This is a genomic window from Pseudomonas sp. JDS08PS003, from assembly GCF_045013505.1.
GTDB lineage: Bacteria > Pseudomonadota > Gammaproteobacteria > Pseudomonadales > Pseudomonadaceae > Aquipseudomonas > Aquipseudomonas protegens_B.
In genome coordinates this window covers 5,858,183-5,883,084 of sequence record NZ_CP120724.1, presented here as the reverse complement: position 1 = coordinate 5,883,084, position 24,902 = coordinate 5,858,183, and the positions used below count along the sequence as shown (strand labels likewise).

General features: G+C 59.6%; 27 protein-coding genes and 1 tRNA gene. 20 read left to right on the top strand and 8 right to left on the bottom strand.

Annotated features, from left to right (window positions below; translation table 11 throughout):
* Positions 1-24 precede the first annotated feature (24 nt).
* From P7C00_RS26105 to P7C00_RS26080, 6 genes are all read right to left on the bottom strand, one after another.
* Entirely contained in the window at positions 25-450 is a 426-nt protein-coding gene (locus P7C00_RS26105; protein WP_346633938.1) for a cupin domain-containing protein, read from the bottom strand.
* Positions 451-463: 13 nt separating this feature from the next.
* A complete protein-coding gene (locus P7C00_RS26100; protein WP_346633939.1) occupies positions 464-1,054 on the bottom strand; it encodes a cysteine hydrolase in 591 nt (196 codons plus the stop codon).
* 28 nt (positions 1,055-1,082) lie between these two features.
* Positions 1,083-2,987, bottom strand: a complete 1,905-nt coding sequence (locus P7C00_RS26095; protein ID WP_404937597.1) for an FAD/NAD(P)-binding protein — start codon at positions 2,985-2,987, stop codon at positions 1,083-1,085.
* A gap of 46 nt (positions 2,988-3,033) precedes the next feature.
* Entirely contained in the window at positions 3,034-4,209 is a 1,176-nt protein-coding gene (locus P7C00_RS26090) for a pyridoxal phosphate-dependent aminotransferase (RefSeq protein ID WP_346633941.1), read from the bottom strand.
* A gap of 55 nt (positions 4,210-4,264) precedes the next feature.
* Positions 4,265-5,266 carry a taurine catabolism dioxygenase TauD gene (locus P7C00_RS26085; RefSeq protein ID WP_346633942.1) on the bottom strand — a complete coding sequence of 334 codons (1,002 nt, stop codon included), beginning with the start codon at positions 5,264-5,266 and terminating at the stop codon, positions 4,265-4,267.
* A gap of 141 nt (positions 5,267-5,407) precedes the next feature.
* Entirely contained in the window at positions 5,408-6,652 is a 1,245-nt protein-coding gene (locus P7C00_RS26080; RefSeq protein WP_404937596.1) for an MFS transporter, read from the bottom strand.
* A 104-nt stretch (positions 6,653-6,756) separates the two neighbouring features.
* Here P7C00_RS26080 and P7C00_RS26075 point away from each other — a divergent pair, with 104 nt between their 5' ends.
* Both P7C00_RS26075 and P7C00_RS26070 read left to right on the top strand, forming a co-directional pair.
* Positions 6,757-7,641 (top strand): LysR substrate-binding domain-containing protein, encoded by an 885-nt coding sequence (locus tag P7C00_RS26075; protein ID WP_346633944.1) that lies wholly within the window; start codon positions 6,757-6,759, stop codon positions 7,639-7,641.
* A 103-nt stretch (positions 7,642-7,744) separates the two neighbouring features.
* Entirely contained in the window at positions 7,745-8,212 is a 468-nt protein-coding gene (locus P7C00_RS26070; RefSeq protein ID WP_404937595.1) for a hypothetical protein, read from the top strand.
* 87 nt (positions 8,213-8,299) lie between these two features.
* Here the strand turns inward: P7C00_RS26070 and P7C00_RS26065 are convergent.
* Positions 8,300-8,384, bottom strand: a tRNA-Leu gene (locus P7C00_RS26065).
* A 108-nt stretch (positions 8,385-8,492) separates the two neighbouring features.
* Between P7C00_RS26065 and queA the strand changes: the two genes are divergently transcribed.
* The 6 genes from queA to P7C00_RS26035 all read left to right on the top strand — a co-directional run bounded on the left by queA (position 8,493) and on the right by P7C00_RS26035 (position 14,605).
* A complete protein-coding gene (gene queA / locus P7C00_RS26060) occupies positions 8,493-9,557 on the top strand; it encodes a tRNA preQ1(34) S-adenosylmethionine ribosyltransferase-isomerase QueA (protein ID WP_404937594.1) in 1,065 nt (354 codons plus the stop codon).
* 14 nt (positions 9,558-9,571) lie between these two features.
* Entirely contained in the window at positions 9,572-10,687 is a 1,116-nt protein-coding gene (tgt, locus tag P7C00_RS26055) for a tRNA guanosine(34) transglycosylase Tgt (RefSeq protein WP_161799191.1), read from the top strand.
* A gap of 47 nt (positions 10,688-10,734) precedes the next feature.
* Positions 10,735-11,073 carry a preprotein translocase subunit YajC gene (gene yajC, locus P7C00_RS26050; protein ID WP_015636884.1) on the top strand — a complete coding sequence of 113 codons (339 nt, stop codon included), beginning with the start codon at positions 10,735-10,737 and terminating at the stop codon, positions 11,071-11,073.
* Positions 11,074-11,135: 62 nt separating this feature from the next.
* The gene (gene secD / locus P7C00_RS26045; RefSeq protein ID WP_346633953.1) at positions 11,136-13,004 is read left to right on the top strand and encodes a protein translocase subunit SecD; all 1,869 of its coding nucleotides are present in this window, start codon (positions 11,136-11,138) and stop codon (positions 13,002-13,004) included.
* Between the two features lie 9 nt (positions 13,005-13,013).
* Positions 13,014-13,928, top strand: a complete 915-nt coding sequence (gene secF / locus P7C00_RS26040) for a protein translocase subunit SecF (protein ID WP_011063222.1) — start codon at positions 13,014-13,016, stop codon at positions 13,926-13,928.
* 122 nt (positions 13,929-14,050) lie between these two features.
* Positions 14,051-14,605 carry a glycine zipper 2TM domain-containing protein gene (locus tag P7C00_RS26035; protein WP_102880808.1) on the top strand — a complete coding sequence of 185 codons (555 nt, stop codon included), beginning with the start codon at positions 14,051-14,053 and terminating at the stop codon, positions 14,603-14,605.
* A gap of 132 nt (positions 14,606-14,737) precedes the next feature.
* On the opposite strand, the gene suhB is transcribed toward P7C00_RS26035, so the two are convergent.
* The gene (suhB, locus tag P7C00_RS26030) at positions 14,738-15,553 is read right to left on the bottom strand and encodes an inositol-phosphate phosphatase (protein ID WP_011063220.1); all 816 of its coding nucleotides are present in this window, start codon (positions 15,551-15,553) and stop codon (positions 14,738-14,740) included.
* 246 nt (positions 15,554-15,799) lie between these two features.
* Here suhB and trmJ point away from each other — a divergent pair, with 246 nt between their 5' ends.
* The 12 genes from trmJ to rlmN all read left to right on the top strand — a co-directional run bounded on the left by trmJ (position 15,800) and on the right by rlmN (position 24,891).
* The gene (gene trmJ / locus P7C00_RS26025; RefSeq protein WP_123724706.1) at positions 15,800-16,573 is read left to right on the top strand and encodes a tRNA (cytosine(32)/uridine(32)-2'-O)-methyltransferase TrmJ; all 774 of its coding nucleotides are present in this window, start codon (positions 15,800-15,802) and stop codon (positions 16,571-16,573) included.
* Entirely contained in the window at positions 16,573-17,349 is a 777-nt protein-coding gene (gene cysE, locus P7C00_RS26020; protein WP_404937593.1) for a serine O-acetyltransferase, read from the top strand. Before trmJ ends, cysE begins: the two co-directional genes overlap by 1 nt.
* Positions 17,350-17,586: 237 nt before the next feature.
* The gene (iscR, locus tag P7C00_RS26015) at positions 17,587-18,078 is read left to right on the top strand and encodes a Fe-S cluster assembly transcriptional regulator IscR (RefSeq protein ID WP_011063217.1); all 492 of its coding nucleotides are present in this window, start codon (positions 17,587-17,589) and stop codon (positions 18,076-18,078) included.
* A 50-nt stretch (positions 18,079-18,128) separates the two neighbouring features.
* Positions 18,129-19,343 carry an IscS subfamily cysteine desulfurase gene (locus tag P7C00_RS26010; protein WP_025129551.1) on the top strand — a complete coding sequence of 405 codons (1,215 nt, stop codon included), beginning with the start codon at positions 18,129-18,131 and terminating at the stop codon, positions 19,341-19,343.
* 94 nt (positions 19,344-19,437) lie between these two features.
* Positions 19,438-19,824: a Fe-S cluster assembly scaffold IscU gene (iscU, locus tag P7C00_RS26005; protein WP_007929523.1), complete on the top strand. Its 387-nt coding sequence runs from the start codon at positions 19,438-19,440 to the stop codon at positions 19,822-19,824.
* Positions 19,825-19,866: 42 nt separating this feature from the next.
* Positions 19,867-20,190 (top strand): iron-sulfur cluster assembly protein IscA, encoded by a 324-nt coding sequence (gene iscA / locus P7C00_RS26000; protein WP_007929524.1) that lies wholly within the window; start codon positions 19,867-19,869, stop codon positions 20,188-20,190.
* 8 nt (positions 20,191-20,198) lie between these two features.
* Positions 20,199-20,720 (top strand): co-chaperone HscB, encoded by a 522-nt coding sequence (gene hscB / locus P7C00_RS25995; RefSeq protein ID WP_011063215.1) that lies wholly within the window; start codon positions 20,199-20,201, stop codon positions 20,718-20,720.
* A 51-nt stretch (positions 20,721-20,771) separates the two neighbouring features.
* The gene (gene hscA / locus P7C00_RS25990) at positions 20,772-22,634 is read left to right on the top strand and encodes a Fe-S protein assembly chaperone HscA (RefSeq protein ID WP_404937592.1); all 1,863 of its coding nucleotides are present in this window, start codon (positions 20,772-20,774) and stop codon (positions 22,632-22,634) included.
* Positions 22,635-22,637: 3 nt separating this feature from the next.
* Positions 22,638-22,979: an ISC system 2Fe-2S type ferredoxin gene (gene fdx / locus P7C00_RS25985; protein WP_346633956.1), complete on the top strand. Its 342-nt coding sequence runs from the start codon at positions 22,638-22,640 to the stop codon at positions 22,977-22,979.
* Positions 22,980-22,993: 14 nt separating this feature from the next.
* Complete coding sequence (iscX, locus tag P7C00_RS25980; RefSeq protein ID WP_102860397.1) at positions 22,994-23,194, top strand: Fe-S cluster assembly protein IscX; 201 nt, start codon at positions 22,994-22,996, stop codon at positions 23,192-23,194.
* Positions 23,195-23,288: 94 nt separating this feature from the next.
* Positions 23,289-23,714, top strand: coding sequence for a nucleoside-diphosphate kinase (ndk, locus tag P7C00_RS25975; protein ID WP_025129556.1), 426 nt, complete (start codon positions 23,289-23,291; stop codon positions 23,712-23,714).
* Between the two features lie 28 nt (positions 23,715-23,742).
* Positions 23,743-24,891, top strand: a complete 1,149-nt coding sequence (gene rlmN, locus P7C00_RS25970) for a 23S rRNA (adenine(2503)-C(2))-methyltransferase RlmN (protein WP_102860398.1) — start codon at positions 23,743-23,745, stop codon at positions 24,889-24,891.
* Positions 24,892-24,902: the final 11 nt, after the last annotated feature.

Genomic DNA, 24,902 nt, shown 5'->3' with positions numbered 1-24,902 from the left:
CCCCAAAAGAAATGGCCGACGGTTTCAGATCAAGTGCCGACCGTCATAGACGCTGTTGTCGTAGGCGGCATGGTTGGCGGCCTCGGCGGCTGGCGCTGGTTTCGAGGTTACGGCGCCTCCCCAGGTGGCATAGATCAACGCGCCCTTGGAGGACTTCCAGGCGTGGGTGCTGCCTGGCGGGTAAATCACCAGATCGCCCTTGAGGTAAGTACCGTTTTCATCCTCAAAGTCACCGTCCAGGATCAGAAAGGTTTCATGGCCGTGATGGTGGTGAGCTTGGGCACTGGCGCCCGCGTCGCAACGGATCAAGGCAATCCGCTGGGCACTCTCCTGGCATTCGAACAGCGTGTGAATGCTGGCGCCGCTGCGACCCAGTTGTTGATGAGTCGACCATTGGATCGAATCCGGCTCGCTGGATACATTCAGCAGATTGAAGACTGTCGGGTTCATGGATGTGCGCCTGTTATAGAGAAGAGGTGATGAAGTTGAAGGTCGAACTGATGGTCGCCGTGCGGGAGATTCTTTCTATCGCCGCCAGGTGACGCTCTTGGGTCACCGCCGCGCAGGCATCTTCCAGCACGGTGATCTTGAAGTCCCTGTCATGCCCGTCGAGGGTCGTGGCGAGGATGACGTGTTCGGTCGATACCCCCGTCAATACCAACTCTTCAATACCTTGGGTCCGGAGTATCAATTCCAGGTTGGTTTGATAGAACGGGCTGACCCGGCTCTTGGCGATCACGATTTCGTCTTCGCGGGGGCGCAGGTCGTCATGCACCTGGGTGGACCAGGTCTGCAACTTCAAGACGCCATGTTCCTTGGCGGGAGCAAACACTCGGGAGTGCGGGGGGAAGCCTTCATAGTGGGCGTTGAAACCGACGACGATAAAGATGATCGGCAGTTGATTGCTGCGGGCGTAGTTCAAGGCCGATGCGGCCTTTTCCACCACCCGACGTTCCTCGGTCTGTTGGTAATAGCCTTCACGGGCATAAACCCCTTCGGGATGGACAATTTCATTGATGAAGTCCATGACCAGCAGTGCTTTCTTTGCAGACATCATTCATTCCTTTAAATGAGGGGGGCGATCAGGCCACTTCAGTGATTGCCACAGGCGCTTGGGCGTAGGCCGACTGCAGTGCATCGAAGGCCACGTAGTGGGCATCCTGGGCAAAGTCGGTCCAGAAGCCGGGGCGGCTACTGCCGGCCTGCATGAACCAGCGGGTGTGCTCGGAAGGCAGGCCCAGTACATAGAGCCCCTTGATGGGCTGGCCCGAGCGGTCGATCGGGTGATAAGGACCGGGGGTGACGGCGACGCCGCCGGTGACGAAGTCCTCGTCGATCCCCTGGTTGATGTAGTTGGTCCAGTACCCGCGCCGCACCAGGTTTCTGGTCAGCGGTGACGGGTCTCGGAGCAAGTCTGGCGAAGGGATGCGCCCGTCGATGACCACATCGATCAGTTGCCTGGAGTGACGGACCCTGGGGGACTCGATGCTGAACTTGTGGTGCTGGGTATCGATGCCATAGACCGTTTCAGGTCCCACCAGCGTCAGTACCCCCGCCGCGATCAGGGCGCGGATTTGCTCGGTGCGGTAAAGGGGCGGTCCTGCGGTGAGAAACAGGCTGGTAGGGGCGTAGTACTGCAGGAAGTCTTCTAGATGCGAGCGCGGGGTGAGCCGGCCGAAATCCACCACGCTTCTGATCAGGGCGCGGGTATCGCGAATGGTATCCAGGGCGGCTTTCATCGGGTTGTCGACGTTGCCCTCGCGGGCGCTGCACAAGTCATCTTCCAGTACCCGATCCAGGGCTTGGGCAAAGTCTGCCGGGCTGTGGAACTCTTGGGCGCGGAACGGCCTGGCCAGTCGGTCCAGCTCCAGGACCGGAAGGTCGCTCACGCCGAAGTCGGCGGCCGCGGCAACAAGGGCCGGCAAGGAGAATAGTTGCTGTTGCGCCACGCGCTGCTTGAACTGCTGCTCGGCTGCCTGCCCCGCCTTGGCCCGTAGGGCGGTGGCGAAGTAGACGATGTTGATTTCAACCAGCAGCAGCGGAAGCACTTCGGCAGCAAAGTCGATGTGACCGCGTTTTTGCAGTGCATCGATCTTGTCCCGGGTGATGCACAGCGGTTGGTATTGAAAGTTCGGGCCTTTCTGGTTGCGGCCCCTGGCGGGGATCAGCATGCCGCTGCGGGACCCGGCGAACAGCTTGGGTTCACGGTGCGACGGGATGTAGGTGGTAACACCGTCGACAACGCTGAAGCGGCCACCACGACCGACCGTGAGGGCGGCAACGATGTCGTGGAACGCCAGGCCCAGGCCGACGATCCCCACCTGCTGCTCCGACTGGATTCGCGACAGCGGCATGTCGGCTGCGGAGTCGCCGCGAAAGAACTCCAGCCCGGCAGTCTGCTGGGCGAACTGTTGCAGCTGCTTTTCCCAGCCGATCAACTCGGGGGTGGGGTGCCCGGTGGCGATGACCACCTTGTCGACCTGGAGAAAAGACCCGTTATCCAGTTCCAGGGTCTGGATGTTTTCATCGTTGACCAGATCGACGACCACCGCCGGTACGCGCTGCAGCGAGATGTTCGGCGTGAAGCTGGCCTCGATGGTCGCCAGGACGAACTGCATGTACTCGCCATGTACCGCGCGCGGAGCATAGGCATTGGCCCCCGGGTAGGCCGGGTCCACGGAGCTCCACCATTGTGCCAGCGACGGCCCGGCGCCCGGTCTGATCGGGCCGTCGTCCAACGGCCCGGAGAAGGACGAAACCTCCTCGGCGACGGTATTCATCACGTAGTGGCGTGGTTGATCGGTGCGCCATACCCGGCCGGAGCCCATTTGCGCGCTGTCGATCAGATAGACAATGACTGGCTTGATCGGGGCGTCCATGAGCATCAGTGCGGCCAGGCGCTCCAGCACAGACAGACCACGGGGGCCGCTGCCAATGATAGCGATACGGTGTGCAGGCGACGAAGGCGTGATGTGTCGTAGAGACATACTAACTCCTGTTTGTATGTGATGACGGTTCTAGAGGGGCGGGCAATTATTTGAAGGCTTGATGAAAGCGCCTGACGGCCTCGTCGATGGCTTCATCGCTACCGGCAAAGGACAGTCGGATATAGCCTTCGCCCCCCTCACCAAAGGCGGTGCCTGGGGTGACGGCGACTTTCGCGGTGCTGAGCAGCCAGCGGGTAAACGACAGGGAGTTTTCAAAACCCAGGTCGGCGATGGAGGCAAACAGATACAGTGCGCCCTCGGGGGCTATGCACTTGATGCCGGCAATGCTCTCAAGGCCTTCGATCAGCCGGTCGCGGCGCTTTTGATAGGAGGTCACCATGTCGGCTATTCGGTGCTGGCAACCTTTGAGGGCAGCGACGCCGCCGCGTTGAATAAAGGAGCCCGCACAGCCGACGGTATGCTGATGGACCTTGAGCAGCTCATTGGAAATGCGCTCGGAACTGACGACGTAGCCCAGGCGCCATCCGGTCATCGCGTAGGCTTTGGAAAAGCCGCTGATGGTAACGGTGATGTCCTGGGCGCCTTCGATGCTGGCGATGCTGATATGGCGGGCCTGGCCGTAGATGACCTTTTCGTAGATCTCATCGGAAATGATGTACAGCCCGTGTTTCAGCGCCACCTGGACCACCCCGGTGACCTCTTCGCGGGTCAGCACGCGGCCGGTGGGGTTGTTGGGGTTGTTGATCAGAATGGCTCTGGTGCGTGGCGTGATCGCCTGTTCCAGGGCGTCGGCTTCGAGCATGAAGCCGTTTTTGCCGTCCAGCGGCACCGCCTTGACGGTGGCCCCGGCCATGGCCGCCATGGCCTTGTAGCTCACCCAGCTGGGGGTTGGGATGATGATTTCATCGCCCTGGTCCAGCAAGGTCATCAATGTGATGAACAGCGCGTGCTTTGCCGATGGGGTGACAATGATGTTCTTGTCGGCCACCAGATCGAGCCCGTGCTCGGTCTTGTATTTATGGGCCACGGCGTCCAGCAGTGCCTTGGTGCCACGGCTGGGTGTGTAATGAGTGTCACCGTCTGAAAGTGCTTCAACGGCAGCATCTACGACATGATCGGGCGTCCTGAAGTCAGGTTCACCACCGCCGAGATCGACGATATCTTCCCCCTGCTCACGCAGGCTGCGCACCATATCCAAAATGGCGTAAGTTTCCGAAAGCTCAAGGTTTTCAACCCGTTTGGAGAATGCGTGTAGGCGCATTTAAATCACCCTGACTGGTCATGCTGATAATGAAGTTATTGTTTTAACGGTGAACTTAGTCGATGACGCAGCCGGCCCGGTTATTGGCCCAATACGCTTCGAAACTTTCGGCAGTGCGGGAGTCCTTGAAGGCATAGGTCTTCAACAGCCAGCGCGCAGCGGCACTGTCAGGATTGAGGATGTCGATCTTTTCCCGGTTATGCAGGCCATCCTGATTGGCGAACGTCAGCAGGTCGCCGGTGAGAATGCGGTGGCGCTTGCATTGAGAGCGGGTCATCGCACTTTTGAAGGCAATGAAGGCATCCCGTGCTTCGAGCGGCGCTTCTTCAGCGACACAGGTCATGGTGTCAAGGAAGCGAATGGAGTGAGCGTTACTCAGGATCGGGTGTTTCTCGGAGGTGCTCAGTTGTTTGTTCATGTCCCGTGAGAAGACATCGAAAACCGTATAGAAGTGTGGCTCGCGCAAGCAGGCGATGTGCTTGGGCTCGAGGTTGCTGACGATGTCCGCGCCGTCGATGTAGCCGGTGTAGATCAGGTCATCATCGGGGCAGCGCATGCCCAGCAGGGTGATGTAGTCGGCCCGGACTTTGTGTGCTGTGCGGTCGTTGTGAAACACCAGCTCGCTGTCGCTGAACCCGGTGAGCTGCCCGCTGTATTTCTTGATCGCGATGACATCGGTAAAGAAGTCACCCTGGTTTCTGGTTTCGTAGGACAGCAGCGGAGTGCCTGTCAGTTGGGCGAACAGTTCGAGAAAGGCTTCGCTGATGAACTTGTTCTTTTTCAGGTGTTTGTCACTGACTGGATCGTCGGGGTCCAACTCGGGGATCACCTTGTCCATAGGGCAGTTACGTATAACGTGGATCTTTTGCTGATGACGGGCTCGTTCATTGCTGATGGTTTGGCAGGCCTTTACAAAACGCTGTGGAACCTGGGAATGCAGCTCTCGTATTTCTTCTGAAAAGTCGCTGTAGTTCTTGTAGGGCGATAGCTGGACGTGTTCAAGAAGACTCAGTAGTTGCGCCTTTTCACCGGCTTCAAAAATAAATAGCGGGATCATTGGTTTCCTCCATGGAATAAGATCGGACTAGTTAATCGAGTGGTTAGGTTGTTAGCGTATGTAAGTCAGAGTGCGACGCGTGCCGCTCTTCAAGTTATGCAGCACGCGCTTTAGTTGTGACACGTTTGTAAAGGAGCAGCTTCAAGCCGAGCCAAGTTCCAGCGCGTAGTTTTTTTCAACGCGCGGAAACAGCGGTACGGTCAACAGGGCGCAGAAGGCGGCTGCCAGCCACACCAGGCTCCAGGAGAAGTGAGTCATGAGCGCGGACGCGGCGATGGGGGTCGCGAACAGCACCACAAACACGCAGGTATTGCCCATGGCCAAGGCTGTACCGGCCCGACTGGCGCCGGCCAGTGTGGCCAGTTCGGTGTAGGCAACACCGTGCCAGGCGGACACGCTGATCCCGGCGACGACCATCACACCGATGATCACGGCGCTGGCCAGCGGGGTCTGGCTGATGCCATAGAAGCTGGCGGCCGATACCGTTGCGCTCAAGGCCACAAAGGTCAGGGTGCTCAACCAGGCGCAGGCTTTAAGGTAGCTGCGGCGGTTTTTGTTTTTGTCGGTCCAGCGTCCGCTCCAGATCCTGCTGACGATTGCGCCAATCTGGATCACCGCCAAGGTCGCGGAAACCAGGGTGATGTTGATGTTGCCAAAGTCATGAAAGAACACCGCCGCATAGGTGAGGATGGCAAATTGCGGGGCGCAGAGCAGGCCGATGGCCAAGACGATTCGCCAGATTCTCGGGTCTTTCAATGGGCTGTTGCTGCTCTCCAGGCTCTGTTTTTTTGCTGCGCTGCTGGAGAAGTCCGGCTCATACAGCCATAACCAGGCAAACAGGGCGGCCACCAGGCAGAACAGGGCGGATGCCGTGAATACTTCGATAAAACCGTAGGTATGAGCCAGGTAGGGCAACACCACCGCGCCCAAGGCATAGCCCCCGGGTACAGCGGTCTGCCGAATGCTCATGGCCAGCCCTCGCTCGCCTTCCTTGAACCAGGCCATGATGGCCCGGCCGCTGGCGCCGTTGACGCTGCTGCCCAGCAGGCCCACGGTGAACAGCCCCGCCGCCAGCAGGACCACCGTGGGGGCATAAAAGGCCAGCATGGCCAGGATCAGCAAGGCGATGCCGGAGGTCAGAAGCCCGGTCAACAGAACCGGACGATCCCCCCAGCGATCGGTGAGCAGCCCCCACGGAATCTCGCTGATGGCGATGCCCAGTCCGAGCACCCCCAGAACCAGTCCCAGCTCGGCGTTGTCCAGCTGATAGGTGGCGCGCATATAGACCGCTGTAGCGGGCAGTCCCCCCACCACACTGGAAAAGCTGGCGTTGGCCGCAACGCCGACACCGAGCACTTTCCAACGGTGACCGTTATCTACAGGCATAAGAATCCCACTAGTTAAATAGTTGTGGGTCAAAAGACTCTCATGGGAGTATCGTCTCGAATATCAAATAATTTTGCGTGTTAGTCCCAAAAAACAGGATTGTCATGAGACCAGTAAATTTCGATTTGGATGTCATGCGCAGTTTCGTCACAGGGGTTGAATTGGGCAGTTTTGCCAAGGCGGCGCAAAAGCTCGCTCGTTCGACATCGGCCATCAGCGCCCAGTTGAAGAAACTCGAAGCCCAGGCGGGTTCGCCCTTGTTCAAGAAGGCCGGCCGCAGGCTGGCACTGACGGACACCGGGGAAGTGCTACTGAACTACTCCCGGCGGCTCTTAAGCCTCAACGATGAAACCATCACCGCGGTGTCCGAGCTCAAGCTCAAAGGCTGGGTGCGCCTGGGGCTTCAGGAAGACCTGGGCAGCTTCCTGCCCACGGTGTTGGGCCGCTTCGCCAGGGCCCATCCGGATGTTCGGGTCGAAGCCCGCATCGCGCGCAATGGCGATCTGCTCAGCCGCATCGAAAACGGCTCCCTGGATCTCGCCGTGGCTTGGGGGGCAGAGCGGACCACCGGGTATCAGGAAGTGGTGGCGGACCTGCCCATGCAGTGGATCGGCTCATCGCATCAATACCTCGACTGGCGCGTCGAGTCGGGAACGCCGTTGCCGATCATTGCGTTCGACGCGCCTTGTCCATTTCACTCGATGGCCACTGAAGCCCTCAACCGTGACGGGATTCCCTGGTTGCTGTCGTTCACCAGCTCCAGCCTCAATGGCCTATCCGCGGCAACCGAAGCCGGCTTGGGCTACACCATCCGCACGGCCCTGGGCCTGCAACCAGGCACCGAGCTTCTGCAGGCCGGCGACCGCGGCTTGCCAGCCTTGCCCTCAATCGCCCTCACGCTGCATCGCCGAGAGGCAACCCCAGACCCGCTGACCGAACGGCTATCGAACATCGTGATACAGGCCATCCGCAGTGAGATCGTTTACTGACGGGGATGCTTTGAGCGCGGCCTTGCCGAGCGGATATCGCGGAGCAAGGGTTTGCAGCGGGGCTATTGTTGAGTACAGAGATTCGATCAGCAGAGAGCGCACGATGAACAAGTTCATTTGGCCGGCACTGGTTGTTTTGCTGTTTGCCCAGTCACCGGCCCACGCCATCAATGAAAAGTATCGCCAGCAGCTTGAGCAGTCGGGCTGTACCCAGATGACCGAGCTTCAGGGATGCGACATCCACAAGAGCAAGGCGGAAAACGCCAAGGCCGGATTTGCCGACCCTTACACACCCGCCGCCGCTGCTGACAGCGCCAAGGAACAGACCCCCTACGCCGGACAATGGACGGCCAAAAGCGCTACTGGCGCGACAGTGGCCAGCATCCGTATCGATGCCAAAGAGCATGTGTGGGTGAACGGCAAACAGGTCAAAGCCAAACGCACGGATGGCGCCCTGCAATTTCGCCAGGGCACGCTGCTGTTCACCATTCAAGGTGATCGACGCCTGAAGAATGAAGACGTCTGGATGGATAGCGATGCTGGAACCAAGGGGGCGATTCAGATCGAATGAGGATTCGGACAGGCACAAAAAAACCGGCTCAAGTGGCCGGTTTTTTTGGGTTCAAGATGCATTGAGCGGCATCTTGAGATATGTACTTGGTGCCCCGAGGGAGACTCGAACTCCCACTTCTTGCGAAAACGGATTTTGAATCCGCCGCGTCTACCAATTCCGCCATCAGGGCTCAATGGCGGCGAAGTATAGAGAGGCGGTTACCGTTGGTCAATCGGCTTTCGTGGTCAATTTTTAGTTATTCCGCTAAACTTTCCGGCCCTGCTAGACGAACCCCATCATGCGCGTTGCTGACTTTACCTTCGAGCTTCCTGATTCGCTGATCGCCCGCCATCCTTTGGCCGAGCGTCGCGGCAGCCGTCTGTTGACCCTGGATGGGCCAACCGGCGCCTTGGCCCACCGTCAATTCACCGATCTGCTGGAGCATTTGCGTCCGGGCGATCTGATGGTGTTCAACAATACCCGGGTGATTCCGGCCCGTCTGTTTGGCCAGAAGGCCTCCGGCGGCAAGCTGGAGATCCTCATCGAGCGGGTGCTGGACAGCCATCGGGTGCTGGCCCATGTGCGCTCCAGCAAGTCGCCCAAGCCTGGGTCGAAGATCCTGATCGACGGCGGTGGCGAGGCCGAGATGCTGGCGCGCCACGACACGCTGTTCGAGCTGGGCTTCGCCGAGGAGGTGCTGCCGCTGCTGGATCGGGTCGGGCACATGCCGTTGCCTCCTTATATAGACCGCCCGGATGAAGGCGCGGACCGTGAGCGTTATCAGACCGTGTACGCCCAGCGTCTGGGGGCTGTTGCGGCGCCCACGGCGGGGCTGCATTTCGACCAGCCGCTGCTGGAGGCCATTGCTGCCAAGGGCGTGGAGACAGCGTTCGTGACCCTGCATGTCGGCGCCGGCACTTTCCAGCCGGTGCGGGTCGAGCGCATCGAAGATCACCATATGCATCACGAGTGGCTGGAAGTCGGCCAGGACGTGGTGGATGCGGTTGCCGCATGCCATGCTCGCGGTGGTCGGGTGGTGGCGGTGGGCACCACCAGTGTGCGTTCCCTGGAAAGTGCCGCGCGCGATGGTGTGCTCAAGCCGTTCAGTGGCGACACCGATATCTTTATCTATCCGGGCCGGCCGTTCCATGTGGTCGATGCCCTGGTGACCAACTTCCATCTGCCGGAATCCACGCTGTTGATGCTGGTTTCGGCGTTCGCCGGTTATCCCGAGACCATGGCCGCCTATCGCGCCGCGGTGGAAAATGGATACCGCTTTTTCAGCTACGGTGATGCGATGTTCATCACCCGTAATCCCGCGCCAACCGCTCCCAAGGATCTGGCCCCCGAGGAAACTGTATGAGTCGCACCTGTCGTATGTCCTTCGAGCTCCTGGCCACTGATGGCAAGGCTCGTCGCGGTCGCCTGACCTTCCCCCGCGGTACGGTGGAAACCCCGGCCTTCATGCCGGTGGGCACCTACGGCACGGTCAAGGGCATGCTGCCGCGGGATATCGTCGCCACCGGCGCCGAGATCATCCTCGGCAACACGTTCCACCTGTGGCTGCGCCCGGGCACCGAGGTGATCAAGGCTCACGGTGACCTGCATGACTTCATGCAGTGGAACGGCCCGATCCTCACCGACTCCGGCGGTTTCCAGGTGTTCAGCCTGGGCGCCATGCGCAAGATCAAGGAAGAGGGCGTGACCTTCGCCTCGCCGGTGGACGGTGCCAAGGTGTTCATGGGCCCGGAAGAGTCGATGCAAGTGCAGCGCGACCTGGGTTCGGACATCGTGATGATCTTCGACGAGTGCACCCCGTATCCGGCCGATGAAGACGTGGCGCGGATTTCCATGGAGCTGTCCCTGCGCTGGGCCCAGCGTTCCAAGAACGCCCATGGCGACAACACGGCGGCGCTGTTCGGTATCGTCCAGGGCGGCATGCACCAGGACCTGCGCATGCGTTCCCTGGAAGGCCTGGACAAGATCGGCTTCGACGGCCTGGCCATCGGCGGCCTGTCGGTGGGCGAGCCCAAGCATGAAATGATCAAGGTCCTGGACTACCTGCCGGGCCAGATGCCTGCCGACAAACCTCGTTACCTTATGGGAGTTGGCAAGCCGGAAGATCTGGTTGAGGGTGTGCGCCGCGGTGTGGACATGTTCGATTGCGTGATGCCAACCCGCAATGCCCGCAATGGGCATCTGTTCATCGATACAGGCGTGCTGAAAATCCGTAACGCGTTCCATCGCCATGATGATTCGCCGCTGGACCCAACTTGTGATTGCTACACCTGTCAGAACTTCTCCCGTGCTTATCTGCATCACTTGGACAAGTGCGGGGAAATGCTCGGGAGTATGCTCAATACCATCCATAATTTGCGCCATTACCAGCGTCTTATGGCTGGTTTGCGCGAGGCTATTCAACAAGGTACATTGGCCGCCTTTGTCGATTCCTTCTATGCCAAACGCGGGTTGCCCGTGCCGCCTTTAGAATAAGTTCTAAAGACGTTAAGCCACTAATTTTGCAATTATCGGAGTGTTAAATGAGCTTTTTGATCCCTGCCGCGTATGCGGACGCCGCTGCACCTGCCGCTGCCGGTCCTGCTGGCACTGGTTTCGAGTGGATTTTCCTGATCGGTTTCCTGGCCATCTTCTATCTGATGATCTGGCGTCCACAGGCCAAGCGCGCCAAAGAGCAGAAAAACCTGCTGGGCAGCCTGCAGAAAGGCGACGAAGTTGTGACCACTGGCGGTATCGCCGGCAAGATCAACAAGGTGACCGACGACTTCGTGGTTCTGGAAGTGTCGGACTCCGTTGAACTGAAGTTCCAGAAGGGCGCGATCGCTGCCACGCTGCCAAAAGGCACGCTGAAAGCCATCTAAGTTTCATCTTTTACCAATCGACGGGGCGCGCAAGGCGCCCCGCGTCATAAACGGGCGGCGTGATGCTGAACAAATATCCTCTGTGGAAGTACCTACTGATCCTGGCGGTGCTGGCGATCGGTTTTATTTATTCCGCTCCCAATCTATACCCTGATGATCCGGCCATTCAGGTCAGCGGTGCGAGCACTGCGTTGCAGGTCACTCAGGCGGATCTGGATCGTGCGAGCAAAGCGCTCACCGACGCCGGTATCAACGTCAAGGCTTCTTCCATTGCTGCCAACGGCAAGGGCGGCCTGCTGCGCTTGATCAACAAGGAAGACCAGCTTCCGGCCAAGGATGTAGTGCGCAAGGCGCTGGGCGATGACTATGTGGTGGCGTTGAACCTGGCGCAAACCACCCCGCAATGGCTGCGCAACCTCGGTGCGCACCCGATGAAACTGGGTCTGGACTTGTCCGGTGGTGTGCACTTCCTGCTGGAAGTGGACATGGACAAAGCCCTCGACGCCCGCCTGAAAGTCTATGAAGGCGACGTCAAGAGCCTGCTGCGCAAAGAGCGTCTGCGCTATCGCAGCCTGCCGCAGCTCAACGGCGCCATCCAGCTGGGCTTCAGCGATGAAGACAGCCGTGAACAGGCTCGTTCGCTGATCCGCAAGAACTTCAACGATTTCGATATCGTACCGGCCGACCTCAATGGCCAGCCGGTGCTGCGTCTGGCGATGACCCCGGCCAAGCTGGCGGAAATCCGCGAATACTCCATCAAGCAGAACTTGACCACCGTGCGTAACCGGGTCAACGAGCTGGGTGTGGCCGAGCCTCTGGTTCAGCGTCAGGGTGCCAACCGTATCGTGGTTGAGCTGCCGGGCGTGCAGGACACTGCTGAAGCCAAGCGGATCCTGGGCAAGACCGCCAACCTGGAATTCCGTCTGGCCGCCGAGCCGGGTGCTTCCAAGGCGACTTCCGAGTCTTTCGAATTCCGTGAGGGCAACCGTCCTCCCGCGCAGATCGAGCGCGGCCTGATCATCACGGGTGACCAGGTGACCGATGCCCAGGCCGGTTACGACGAACACGGCCGTCCACAGGTGAACATCAAGCTTGATGGTCACGGTGGCGAGCTGATGAACCGTTCGACCCGCACCAACGTCGGTCGCAGCATGGCGGTGATCTTCATCGAGCAGAAGCCGACCACCACCTACACCAAGCAAGTGGTGAACGGTGTTGAGAAAGACGTGCCGGTGCAGACCTTCAAGGAAGAGAAGAAGATCATCAGCCTGGCGACCATTCAGTCGCCGCTGGGCAGCCAGTTCCGCATCACTGGCCTGAACGGCCAGGGCGAATCTTCCGAGCTGGCGCTGCTGCTGCGTGCCGGTGGTCTGGCGGCTCCGATGTACTTCGCCGAAGAGCGCACAATCGGTCCAAGCCTGGGTGCTGACAACATCACCAAGGGTATCGATGCGTCGCTGTGGGGCATGCTGTTCGTGTCGCTGTTCATCATCGCCATCTACCGTTTCTTCGGTGTCATCGCCACTGTGGCACTGGCATTGAACATGGTGCTGCTGCTGGCCCTGATGTCTCTGCTGGGGGCAACGCTGACCCTGCCGGGTATCGCCGGTATCGTCTTGACCATGGGTATGGCGGTGGACGCCAACGTACTGATCTTCTCGCGGATACGTGAAGAGATCGCCGCGGGCATGACTGTGCAGCGGGCAATCAACGAAGGCTTCGGCCGGGCATTCACCGCGATCCTGGACTCCAACCTGACCACCTTGCTGGTGGGTGGCATTCTGTTCGCCATGGGTACCGGTCCGGTCAAAGGCTTTGCGGTGACCATGTCCCTCGGGATCTTTACCTCGATGTTCACGGCCATCTGGCTGACCCGTGCGATGGTCAACCTGATCTTCGGCGGTCGTGACTTCAAGAAGTTGTGGATTTAAGGGGCTGCCATGTTACGTACTATTAACTTCATGGGCGTGCGCAACGTTGCGTTCGGCGTCACCGTGCTGCTCACCATCCTGGCGTTGTTCAGCTGGTTCCACAAAGGCTTGAACTACGGTCTGGACTTCACCGGCGGTACGCTCATCGAGCTGACCTACGAGCGTCCGGCGGACGTGATGAAGGTGCGTTCGCAGCTGAACGATGCCGGTTATCACGAGGCTATCGTGCAGAGCTTCGGTGCTACCACCGACCTGCTGGTGCGGATGCCGGGTGAGGACCCGCAACTGGGTCATCAGGTGGCCGAAGCGCTGCAGAAGGTTGGCGGTGACAACCCGGCGCAGGTCAAGCGCGTCGAGTTCGTCGGCCCGCAAGTGGGTGAAGAGCTGCGGGACCAGGGCGGTCTCGGCATGCTCATGGCCCTGGGTGGCATCCTGATCTACCTGGCCTTCCGCTTTCAGTGGAAGTTCGCGGTGGGCGCCATCGTTTCGCTGATCCACGACGTGATCGTGACGGTGGGTATCCTCTCGTTCTTCCAGATCACCTTCGACCTGACGGTGCTGGCGGCAGTGCTGGCGATCATTGGTTACTCCCTCAACGACACCATCGTGGTATTCGACCGGGTGCGTGAGAACTTCCGTGTGTTGCGCAAGGCCAGTCTGATCGAGAACATCAACATCTCGACCACCCAGACCCTGCTGCGCACCATGGCCACCTCGATCTCCACCTTGCTGGCGATCGTGGCTCTGTTGTTCTTCGGCGGCGACAACCTGTGGGGCTTCTCCATCGCTCTGTTTGTCGGTGTGTTGGCGGGTACCTACTCGTCGATCTATATCGCCAACGTGGTGTTGATCTGGCTGAACCTGAACAGCGAGGATCTGATTCCTCCGGCTAATACCGAGAAGGAAGTGGACGACCGTCCGTGAGGATCTAGCCCTTTTCCGGCTGTCAGTTAAAAAGGCGCGAGTGTTGAACTCGCGCCTTTTTTATTGCTCCAACGCTGGGAGAAGCGCGGGCTAAGTCCCGTTTGTATGGTCAGGAGGTTCACGTGAACAAGTCGTTGCTGGTTGGTGCGGTATTGGGTGCTGTCGGTGTCACCGCCGGGGGTGCTGTTGCCACCTACAGCCTGGTTAAAAGCGGCCCTGAGTATGCGCAAGTGCTGGCCGTACAGCCGGTCAAACAACAGATCAAGACCCCTCGTGAAGTCTGCAAGGACGTCGCCGTGACTCGCCAGCGCCCGGTCAAGGATGAGCATCAGATCCTGGGTACCGTGGCGGGTGCGGTGGGCGGTGGTCTGCTGGGTAGCATGATTGGTGGTGGTAATGGCAAGAAGATCGCCACCGTGGCGGGTGCCGTTGGCGGTGGCTATGCCGGCAACAAGGTGCAGGAAGGCATGCAGGAGCGTGACACCTACACCACCACCCAGACTCGCTGTAACACGGTCAATGACATCAGTGAGAAGGTCGTGGGTTATGACGTGAAGTACGACCTGGGCGGCAAGCAAGGCCAGGTGCGCATGGATCGTGATCCCGGCAATCAGATTCCGGTGGATAAAGAGGGTCGCCTGATTCTGGGTCAGAACCAGAATCAACCTGGCCAATAACCCTCGCTTGTTGGGGTTGGCTTACCGGCGAATGGGCTTTGAGATCGCCTTCGCCGGCAAGCCGGCTCCTACAGGTCGGGTTTTGCGGACATAAAAAAAGCACCCCTCGGGGTGCTTTTTTGTCGCTGGCGTTTAGCGCTTCAGCGAAGCCGGCAGGTGCGGCTGGATGGCGGTCAGGACCGCTTTGAAGCATTTGGTGTTGCCAGCCACCACGTGGCCTTTTTCCAGGAAGTCGTGACCGCCGGTGAAGTCGCTCACCAGGCCGCCGGCTTCTTGGATCAGCAGGGCGCCTGCTGCCATGTCCCATTCGGACAGACCCGATTCCCAGAAGGCGTCGAAACGACCGGCAGCCACGTAGGCCAGGTCCAGGCTTGCAGCGCCGGCGCGACGGATGCCGGCGGTCTGGCCTACCAGGGCGCGGAACATGCCCAGGTAGTTGTCCAGGTTGTCCATCTGGTCGTCACGGAAGGGGAAGCCGGTGCCCAGCAGGGCGCCGTCGAGGCTGGTGCGGCCGCTGACGCGCAAACGGCGACCGTTCAGTTGGGCGCCACGGCCACGGCTGGCGGTGAATTCTTCCTGACGAACCGGGTCCAGGACCACAGCGTGTTCCAGGCGACCACGGTATTTGCAGGCGATGCTCACGGCAAAGTGCGGGATGCCGCGCAGGAAGTTGGTGGTGCCGTCCAGTGGGTCGATGATCCACAGGTAGTCTTCGCCTTCGCCGCTGCCGGCGTGCAGGCCGGTTTCTTCGCCGAGGATGGCGTGGGTCGGGTAGGCCTTGCGCAGCGCGTCGATGATCTTCTGCTCGGCAGCGCGATCAACTTCGGATACGTAGTCTTTGGCGTCTTTTTCGTCGACCTTGATGGTATCCAGGCGCTCGATGGAGCGGAAAATCAATTCACTGGCGCTGCGGGCGGCGCGCAGCGCGATATTCAGCATTGGCTGCATGGATAGGTCACCTAAGGTTGTTAAAGAAAGCCGAGCATTCTAGCAGAAAACTTTTGCAGATGAAGGTCGGTGTTCGCTTTTGATTGCATTGATCCGCTGTGTGGCGTTCTCCGGTGGCGAGTGTTTGTGTCGCTTGCTGGGCGCCTTTATAGAATGTCGGAATCTTTCGGGTGGTTATTTTTGAGGCGGGAGTCTTGCCTGTTCTGTAAGATTTGCTCCCCCTTACCGTGTCCGAGAGCGCATCCCTTGCTGCAGAACATTCGTGTCGTCCTGGTCAATACCAGTCATCCGGGCAATATCGGCGGGGCTGCGCGTGCCATGAAGAACATGGGCTTGTCGCGGCTGGTGCTGGTGGAGCCTCGGGTATTTCCGTCCCACGAGGCGGATGCGCGGGCTTCCGGCGCCACCGATATCCTGGCCAATGCCCAGGTGGTCGCCACCCTTGAGGATGCATTGGCGGGTTGCACGCTGGTGTTTGGCACCAGTGCTCGCGACCGGCGCATTCCTTGGCCTTTGCTTGATCCGCGTGAGTCCGGCCTCAAGGTGGTAGAGGAAGCCGGGCAGGGTGCGCAGATCGCCCTGGTGTTCGGTCGTGAAGATTCCGGCCTGACCAATGATGAGCTGCAGCGATGTCATTTCCACGTGCATATCCCGTCGGATCCGGAGTTCAGCTCGCTGAACCTGGCTACGGCGGTGCAGGTGCTGACTTATGAAGTGCGCATGTCCTGGCTGGCGGCCCAAGGCCGGCCAACCAAGGTAGAGAAGGATGAAGTGGCTTCGCCGCGCAGTGAAGAACTGGCGACCATGGATGAGTTGGAGCGGTTCTATGAGCATCTGCAGCAGACGCTGGTGGCCATCGACTTCCTCGATCCGGAAAAGCCGCGGCACTTGATGGCGCGCCTGCGTCGGTTATACGGTCGCAGCTCGGTCAGCCGGGCGGAAATGAATATATTGCGTGGCATTCTCACGGAAACCCAGAAAGCGGCCCGTGGAGAGCTACAGAAGCGGAAGGATCAGTGATGTTCGAGCGTCTGCGTGAAGATATCCAAAGCGTATTCCATCGTGACCCGGCGGCGCGCAATGCCTTCGAGGTGTTGACCTGCTACCCGGGCATGCACGCGATCTGGATTCATCGTTTGTCCGGTGCCTTGTGGGGCATGGGCTGGAAATGGCTGGCCCGGCTGGTGTCGAACTTCGGTCGTTGGTTGACCGGGATCGAAATTCATCCGGGAGCCAAAGTCGGCCGTCGCTTCTTTATCGACCATGGCATGGGCATTGTCATTGGCGAAACCGCCGAGATCGGCGATGACGTGACCCTCTATCAGGGGGTGACCCTGGGTGGCACCAGCTGGAACAAGGGTAAGCGCCATCCGACCCTGGAAGACGGTGTGGTGGTGGGGGCGGGTGCCAAGGTGCTGGGGCCCTTCACTGTGGGAGCGGGGGCTAAGGTCGGTTCCAATGCGGTGGTGACCAAGGCGGTGCCGGCCGGAGCGACGGTGGTGGGCATTCCTGGGCGGATCATCATGAAGTCCAGCGACGAGCAGGCAGCCAAGCGCAAGGCCATGGCGGAAAAGCTCGGTTTCGATGCCTACGGAGTCGGCGAGGACATGCCGGATCCGGTGGCTCGGGCGATTGGGCAGTTGCTGGATCACTTGCAGGCAGTTGATGGTCGCCTGGAGGATATGTGCGGCGCGCTGAAGGATCTGGGCAGTGACTACTGCGCCAAGGATCTGCCCCAATTGCGTGAAGAGGACTTCGCTGAAGTCAAGGGCAAGGACGGCAGCCAGGTCGGCTGAAGTCCTGCAAGCCGGCTCCTTGCAGGGGCTGGCTCGCTGGCGAAATGGTCGCGATGGCCGGTAAACGCCCCGTGGGTCAGTTACTGCCATCCTGCTGTGCCATTACGTCGCAGACTTTGCTATGATTCGCGCGCTCTTTTGCGGGTAAACCCGACTAAAGTAGTTGGTCTTATAGTTGACTCGATTACTCGGGTATTGCATACTCGCCTCCATTCCGAAACTCCGTGGTACTTGTCCATGCGACTGACTACTAAAGGCCGATACGCCGTGACCGCCATGCTTGATCTGGCGTTGCACGCGCAACATGGCCCGGTCTCCCTGGCCGATATCTCTGAGCGCCAAGGCATCTCCCTGTCCTACCTCGAACAGCTTTTCGCCAAACTGCGCCGCAGTAATCTGGTGTCCAGCGTCCGGGGTCCTGGTGGCGGCTACCAGCTGTCCCGTGACATGCAGGGGATCCAGGTGGCTCAGGTGATCGATGCGGTGAACGAATCGGTCGATGCAACCAAATGCCAGGGGCTGGGTGACTGCCATGCCGGCGACACCTGCCTGACCCATCACCTGTGGTGCGATTTGAGCCTGCAGATTCACGAATTTCTGAGCGGTATCAGCTTGGCTGATCTTGTTACTCGCCGTGAGGTACAAGAAGTAGCCCAGCGTCAGGACCAGCGCCGCTGTAATGGCAAGGCGCCGCGCCTGGACAAGATTGAAGCGTCCGCCGTCGAATGACAGCCAAAGAGCTAGCGGCACGCCAGCCAGCCTGATTTAGGAGAGAGTCCATGAAATTGCCGATTTACCTTGATTACTCAGCGACCACGCCGGTCGATCCGCGTGTTGCGCAAAAAATGAGTGAATGCCTGCTGGTCGACGGAAACTTCGGTAACCCGGCGTCCCGCTCTCACGTGTTTGGCTGGAAGGCCGAAGAGTCGGTGGAGAATGCCCGTCGCCAAGTGGCCGACCTGGTTAACGCCGACCCGCGTGAAATCGTCTGGACTTCCGGTGCTACCGAGTCCGACAACCTGGCAATCAAGGGTGTCGCGCATTTCTATCACACCAAGGGCAAGCACCTGATCACCTCGAAAATCGAGCACAAGGCTGTCCTGGACACCATGCGCCAACTCGAGCGCGAAGGCTTCGAAGTGACCTACATCGAGCCGGGCGAAGATGGCTTGATCACTCCTGCCATGGTTGAGGCGGCCCTACGTGACGACACCATTCTGGTTTCGATCATGCACGTGAACAATGAAATCGGCACCGTCAACGACATCGCCGCCATCGGCGAGTTGACCCGCTCCAAAGGCATTCTGTTCCACGTCGACGGCGCTCAGTCCACCGGCAAGGTCGAAATCGACCTGCAGGCCCTGAAAGTCGACTTGATGTCCTTCTCTGCCCACAAGACCTACGGCCCTAAAGGCATTGGCGCGCTGTACGTCAGCCGCAAGCCTCGTGTGCGCCTGGAAGCCACCATGCACGGCGGCGGTCACGAGCGCGGCATGCGTTCCGGTACCCTGGCCACTCACCAGATCGTCGGCATGGGCGAAGCCTTCCGCGTCGCCAAGGAAGACATGGTCGCCGAAAATGCTCGCATCAAGGCACTGAGCGATCGCTTCTACAAGCAGGTTGAACACCTGGAAGAGCTGTACATCAACGGCAGCATGACTGCTCGTGTACCGCACAACCTGAACCTGAGCTTCAACTACGTTGAAGGCGAGTCGCTGATCATGGCCCTCAAGGACCTGGCAGTGTCTTCCGGTTCGGCCTGTACTTCGGCTTCGCTTGAACCTTCCTACGTGCTGCGTGCCCTGGGCCGCAACGACGAGTTGGCTCACAGCTCGATCCGCTTCACCTTCGGCCGCTTCACCACCGAAGAAGAAATCGATTACGCGGCGCAGAAAGTCTGCGAAGCCGTCACCAAGCTGCGCGCTCTGTCGCCGCTGTGGGACATGTACAAAGATGGCGTCGATATCTCGAAGATCGAGTGGGCGGCGCACTGAATATAAGTCGCCGCACAGGGTTCTGTAGAGCGTACCGATAACGGCGATTTGCAGAACCCAAGAGCGACTCTCTGATGAGTGAGGATTAAGAATCATGGCTTACAGCGAAAAGGTCATCGACCACTACGAGAACCCGCGCAACGTCGGCAAGATGAATGCGGAAGATCCGGATGTCGGCACCGGCATGGTCGGCGCTCCTGCCTGCGGCGACGTGATGCGCCTGCAGATCAAGGTCAATGAGCAGGGCATCATCGAAGACGCCAAGTTCAAGACTTATGGCTGCGGTTCCGCCATTGCTTCCAGCTCCCTGGCCACTGAGTGGATGAAGGGCAAGACGCTGGATGAGGCCGAAACCATCAAGAACACCCAGCTGGCTGAAGAGCTGGCCCTGCCTCCAGTGAAGATCCACTGCTCGGTTCTCGCCGAAGACGCCATCAAGGCCGCCGTTCGCGACTACAAGCAGAAGAAAGGCCTGATCTGATCGATCGGCTTTCACAGATTTGGCGACAAGTAAGGAGTCACGATGGCTATCAGCATGACAGAAGCGGCTGCTCAACACGTGCGACGCTCCCTCAATGGGCGCGGCAAGGGTGATGGGATTCGTCTGGGTGTTCGCACCACAGGCTGTTCCGGCCTTGCCTATGTGCTGGAGTTCGTCGACGAGATCGGCGAGGACGATCAGGTGTTCGAAAGTCACGGCGAGAAAGTGATTATCGACCCGAAAAGCCTGACCTATCTGGACGGCACCGAGCTTGATTTCGTCAAGGAAGGGTTGAACGAAGGCTTCAAGTTCAACAACCCCAACGTGCGCGGTGAATGTGGCTGCGGCGAAAGCTTCAACATCTGAGGCTTCTTGTGGGTACTCCTTGTCATTTCGCTTTATTTGAGCTGCAACCGAGTTTCCGCCTGGATCTCGAGCAGTTGGCCGCGCGCTACCGTGAGTTGGCGCGTGGGGTTCATCCAGACCGTTTTGCCGATGCTTCCGAGCGCGAGCAGCGCCTGGCCCTGGAGCAGTCGGCAAGCCTCAACGAGGCTTACCAGACCCTCAAGAGTCCGCCCAAGCGCGCCCGTTATCTCCTGGCCTTGAATGGTGGTGAGTTGCCGCTGGAGGTCACGGTGCATGATCCGGAGTTTCTTCTGCAGCAGATGCAGTGGCGCGAAGAGCTCGAAGACTTGCAGGACAGCGCCGACCTGGCTGGAGTGGCGGCATTCAAGCGTCGACTCAAGACTGCGCAGGATGAACTGAACGAAAGCTTCGCAGCCTGTTGGGATGATGCAGCGCAACGCGAGCAGGCCGAACGCCTGATGCGGCGCATGCAGTTCCTCGACAAGCTCACCTACGAAGTGCGCCAGTTAGAAGAGCGCCTCGACGATTAACCCAGTGCCGCTCCGGTCGCACGCCTGATATACAGATAAGTCCAGATAAGCATGGCCCTACTGCAGATCGCCGAACCCGGCCAAAGTCCTCAACCGCACCAGCGTCGTCTGGCTGTGGGGATCGACTTGGGCACTACCAATTCGCTGGTCGCTGCCTTGCGCAGTGGTCTTTCCGAGCCTCTGGCCGACGCGCAGGGCCAGGTGATTCTGCCGTCGGCCGTGCGTTATCACGCCGACCGCGTTGAAGTGGGCGAGTCCGCCCGCCTGGCTGCGCCCTCCGACCCCCTGAACACCGTGCTCTCGGTCAAGCGCCTGATGGGGCGCGGTCTGTCCGACGTCAAGCAATTGGGTGAGCAACTGCCTTATCGCTTCGTTGATGGTGAGTCGCACATGCCGTTCATCGAGACCATCCAGGGGCCGAAAAGCCCGGTGGAAGTTTCGGCTGAAGTGCTCAAGGTCTTGCGTCAGCGTGCTGAGGCGGCCCTGGGTGGCGAGTTGGTGGGGGCGGTGATTACCGTTCCGGCCTATTTCGATGACGCCCAGCGTCAAGCCACCAAGGATGCGGCCAAGCTGGCTGGCCTGAATGTGCTGCGCCTGCTCAACGAACCTACTGCGGCAGCTGTGGCTTATGGTCTGGATCAGCACGCCGAAGGCGTGGTTGCGATCTATGACTTGGGTGGCGGCACCTTCGATATTTCCATTCTGCGCCTGACTGGCGGTGTCTTCGAAGTCCTGGCTACCGGTGGCGATACTGCCCTGGGCGGCGACGACTTCGATCACGCCATTGCCGGCTGGATCATCGAGGGCGCGGGCCTGTCCGCCGACCTCGACCCGGGTACCCAGCGCAGTCTGTTGCAAGCCGCCTGTGCGGCCAAGGAAGCCTTGACCGGCGCCGCGTCCGTGGAGGTGGTGTATGGCGATTGGCGTGCCACCCTGACTCGCGAAGCCTTCGATGCGCTGATCGAGCCGATGGTTGCCCGCAGCCTCAAGGCCTGTCGTCGTGCTGTACGCGATTCCAATGTCGAATTGGATGAAGTGCAGGCGGTGGTCATGGTGGGCGGTTCGACCCGCGTGCCGCGTGTGCGTGAGGCGGTGGCTGAAATGTTCGGTCGCCAGCCGTTGACCGAGATCGATCCGGATCAAGTGGTGGCCATTGGTGCCGCGATCCAGGCCGATACCCTGGCCGGCAACAAGCGTGAAGGCGGCGAATTGCTGCTGCTGGACGTGATTCCGCTGTCTTTGGGGCTGGAAACCATGGGCGGGCTGATGGAGAAGGTGATTCCGCGCAACACCACCATCCCGGTTGCCCGTGCCCAGGACTTCACCACTTACAAGGATGGCCAGACGGCCATGATGATTCATGTGCTGCAGGGTGAGCGCGAGCTGATCAGCGACTGCCGTTCCCTGGCGCGCTTCGAACTGCGCGGCATCCCACCGATGGTGGCCGGGGCGGCGAAGATTCGCGTGACCTTCCAGGTCGACGCCGATGGCCTGCTCAGTGTCTCTGCCCGAGAGCTGGGGTCGGGTGTTGAAGCCAGCATTCAGGTCAAGCCGTCCTACGGCCTGACCGACGGCGAAATCGCCAAGATGCTCAAGGACTCCTTCCAGTACGCCGGCGACGACAAGGTGGCCCGCGTGCTGCGTGAGCAGCAGGTTGATGCCCTGCGCCTGATCGAGGCCGTGCAGGGCGCCCTGGACGCCGACGGTGATCGTCTGCTGGACGCTGAAGAGCGCATGGTCATCGAACTGCAGATGCAGGAACTGAGTGAATTGATGCGTGGCACCGATGGTTACGCCATCGAGCAGCAGACCAAGCGTCTGTCGCAAGTGACCGATGCCTTTGCTGCCCGCCGCCTGGATTCGACGGTGAAAGCCGCGTTGGCGGGGCGCAACCTGAATGAAATCGAGGAATAACTGATGCCGCAGATCATTTTTCTGCCACACGCCGTGTTCTGCCCGGACGGTCTGGTTGTCGAGGTCGAGCCCGGTGTTTCGGTGCTCGACGTGGCCCACGACCACCACATCGAGATCGAGAGCGCCTGCGGCGGCGTCTGCGCCTGCACTACCTGCCATTGCATCATTCGTGAAGGGTTTGACTCGCTGAACGAAGCCGACGAGCTGGAAGAAGACTTGCTGGACAAGGCCTGGGGCCTGGAAGCACAGTCGCGCCTGTCGTGCCAGGCCATCGTTGGTGATGAAGACCTGACCGTTGAAATTCCCAAGTACTCACTCAACCATGCCGCCGAAGCGCCGCACTGATTCAAGGAGTCGTCATGAGTCTGAAGTGGGTTGATGTACTGGAAATCGCGATCCAGCTGGCTGATTCCAAGCCGGATGTGGACCCGCGTTATGTGAACTTTGTCGACTTGCACCAATGGGTTCTGGCACTGCCAGAGTTCAGCGACGATCCGGCTCGCGGAGGCGAGAAGGTTCTTGAAGCAATTCAGGCCGCCTGGATCGACGAAGCGGACTGAATCCGCGGGCTACGCAGTTAGGCAATCCCTATAAACCCGCGTATAATTCGCGGGTTTAATTTTTCGCTTTAATCACCGTTTCTGGAGTTACACCATGGCTGTTCAACGTACTTTCTCCATCATCAAGCCTGACGCTGTTGCAAAAAACGTTATCGGCAAGATCGTTTCCCGTTTTGAAGAAGCCGGCCTGCGCGTTGTAGCTTCGAAAATGAAGCAACTGTCCAAGGCTGAAGCTGAAGGCTTCTACGCTGAGCACAGCGAGCGTGGCTTCTTCGGCGAACTGGTTGCCTTCATGACTTCCGGTCCGGTTGTTGTTCAGGTTCTGGAAGGCGAAAACGCCATCGCTCGCAACCGTGAGCTGATGGGCGCTACCAACCCTAAAGAAGCTGCTGCCGGCACCATCCGTGCTGACTTCGCCGAGTCCATCGACGCCAACGCCGTTCACGGTTCGGACTCCGAAGCTGCCGCTGCTCGCGAAATCGCTTACTTCTTCGCAGCTACTGAAGTAACCGCTCGCTGAGTAAGGCTGGCGAGTGAGGGGTGAGACCATGACTACATCGATCGGCAAAACTAACCTGTTGGGGTTGACTCAACCGGAAATGGAGAAATTCTTCGACTCAATCGGGGAGAAGCGTTTCCGTGCCGGTCAGGTAATGAAATGGATTCACCACTTTGGCGTCGATGATTTCGACGCCATGACGAATGTCGGCAAGGCCTTGCGCGAGAAGCTCAAGGCCGTTGCCGAGATTCGCGGTCCGGAAGTGGTCAGCGAGGACATCTCCAGCGACGGCACCCGCAAATGGGTGGTGCGCGTGGCGTCCGGCAGCTGCGTCGAGACCGTTTACATTCCCCAGGGCAAACGCGGCACTCTGTGCGTTTCGTCCCAGGCAGGCTGTGCCCTGGATTGCAGTTTCTGCTCCACCGGCAAGCAAGGCTTCAATAGCAACCTCACCGCCGCCGAAGTTATCGGCCAGGTGTGGATTGCCAACAAATCCTTTGGCAGCGTCCCGGCGACCGTCGACCGTGCCATCACCAACGTGGTGATGATGGGCATGGGTGAGCCGCTGCTGAACTTCGACAACGTCATCGCTGCGATGCACCTGATGATGGACGACCTGGGCTACGGCATTTCCAAGCGTCGTGTGACCCTGTCCACCTCCGGCGTGGTGCCGATGATCGATGAGCTGGCCAAGCACATCGACGTGTCCCTGGCGTTGTCCCTGCACGCACCCAACGATGCGCTGCGCAACCAGCTGGTGCCGATCAACAAGAAGTACCCGCTGAAGATGCTCCTCGAGTCCTGCCAGCGCTACATGTCCTCCCTGGGCGAGAAGCGTGTGCTGACCATCGAGTACACCCTGCTCAAGGACGTCAACGACAAGCTGGAACACGCGGTTGAAATGATCGAGTTGCTCAAGGACATTCCTTGCAAGATCAACCTGATCCCGTTCAACCCGTTCCCGCATTCCGGGTACGAGCGTCCGAGCAACAACGCCATTCGTCGCTTCCAGGATCAACTGCATCATGCCGGCTTCAATGTCACCGTGCGTACGACTCGCGGTGAAGACATCGATGCCGCCTGCGGTCAGTTGGTCGGGCAGGTGCTGGACCGCACCCGTCGTAGCGAACGTTATATCGCCGTGCGTGAGCTGAGCGCCGACGCCGATATGCCGCAAAGCGCCGCGACCCGTACCTGAGAGAGGATCTC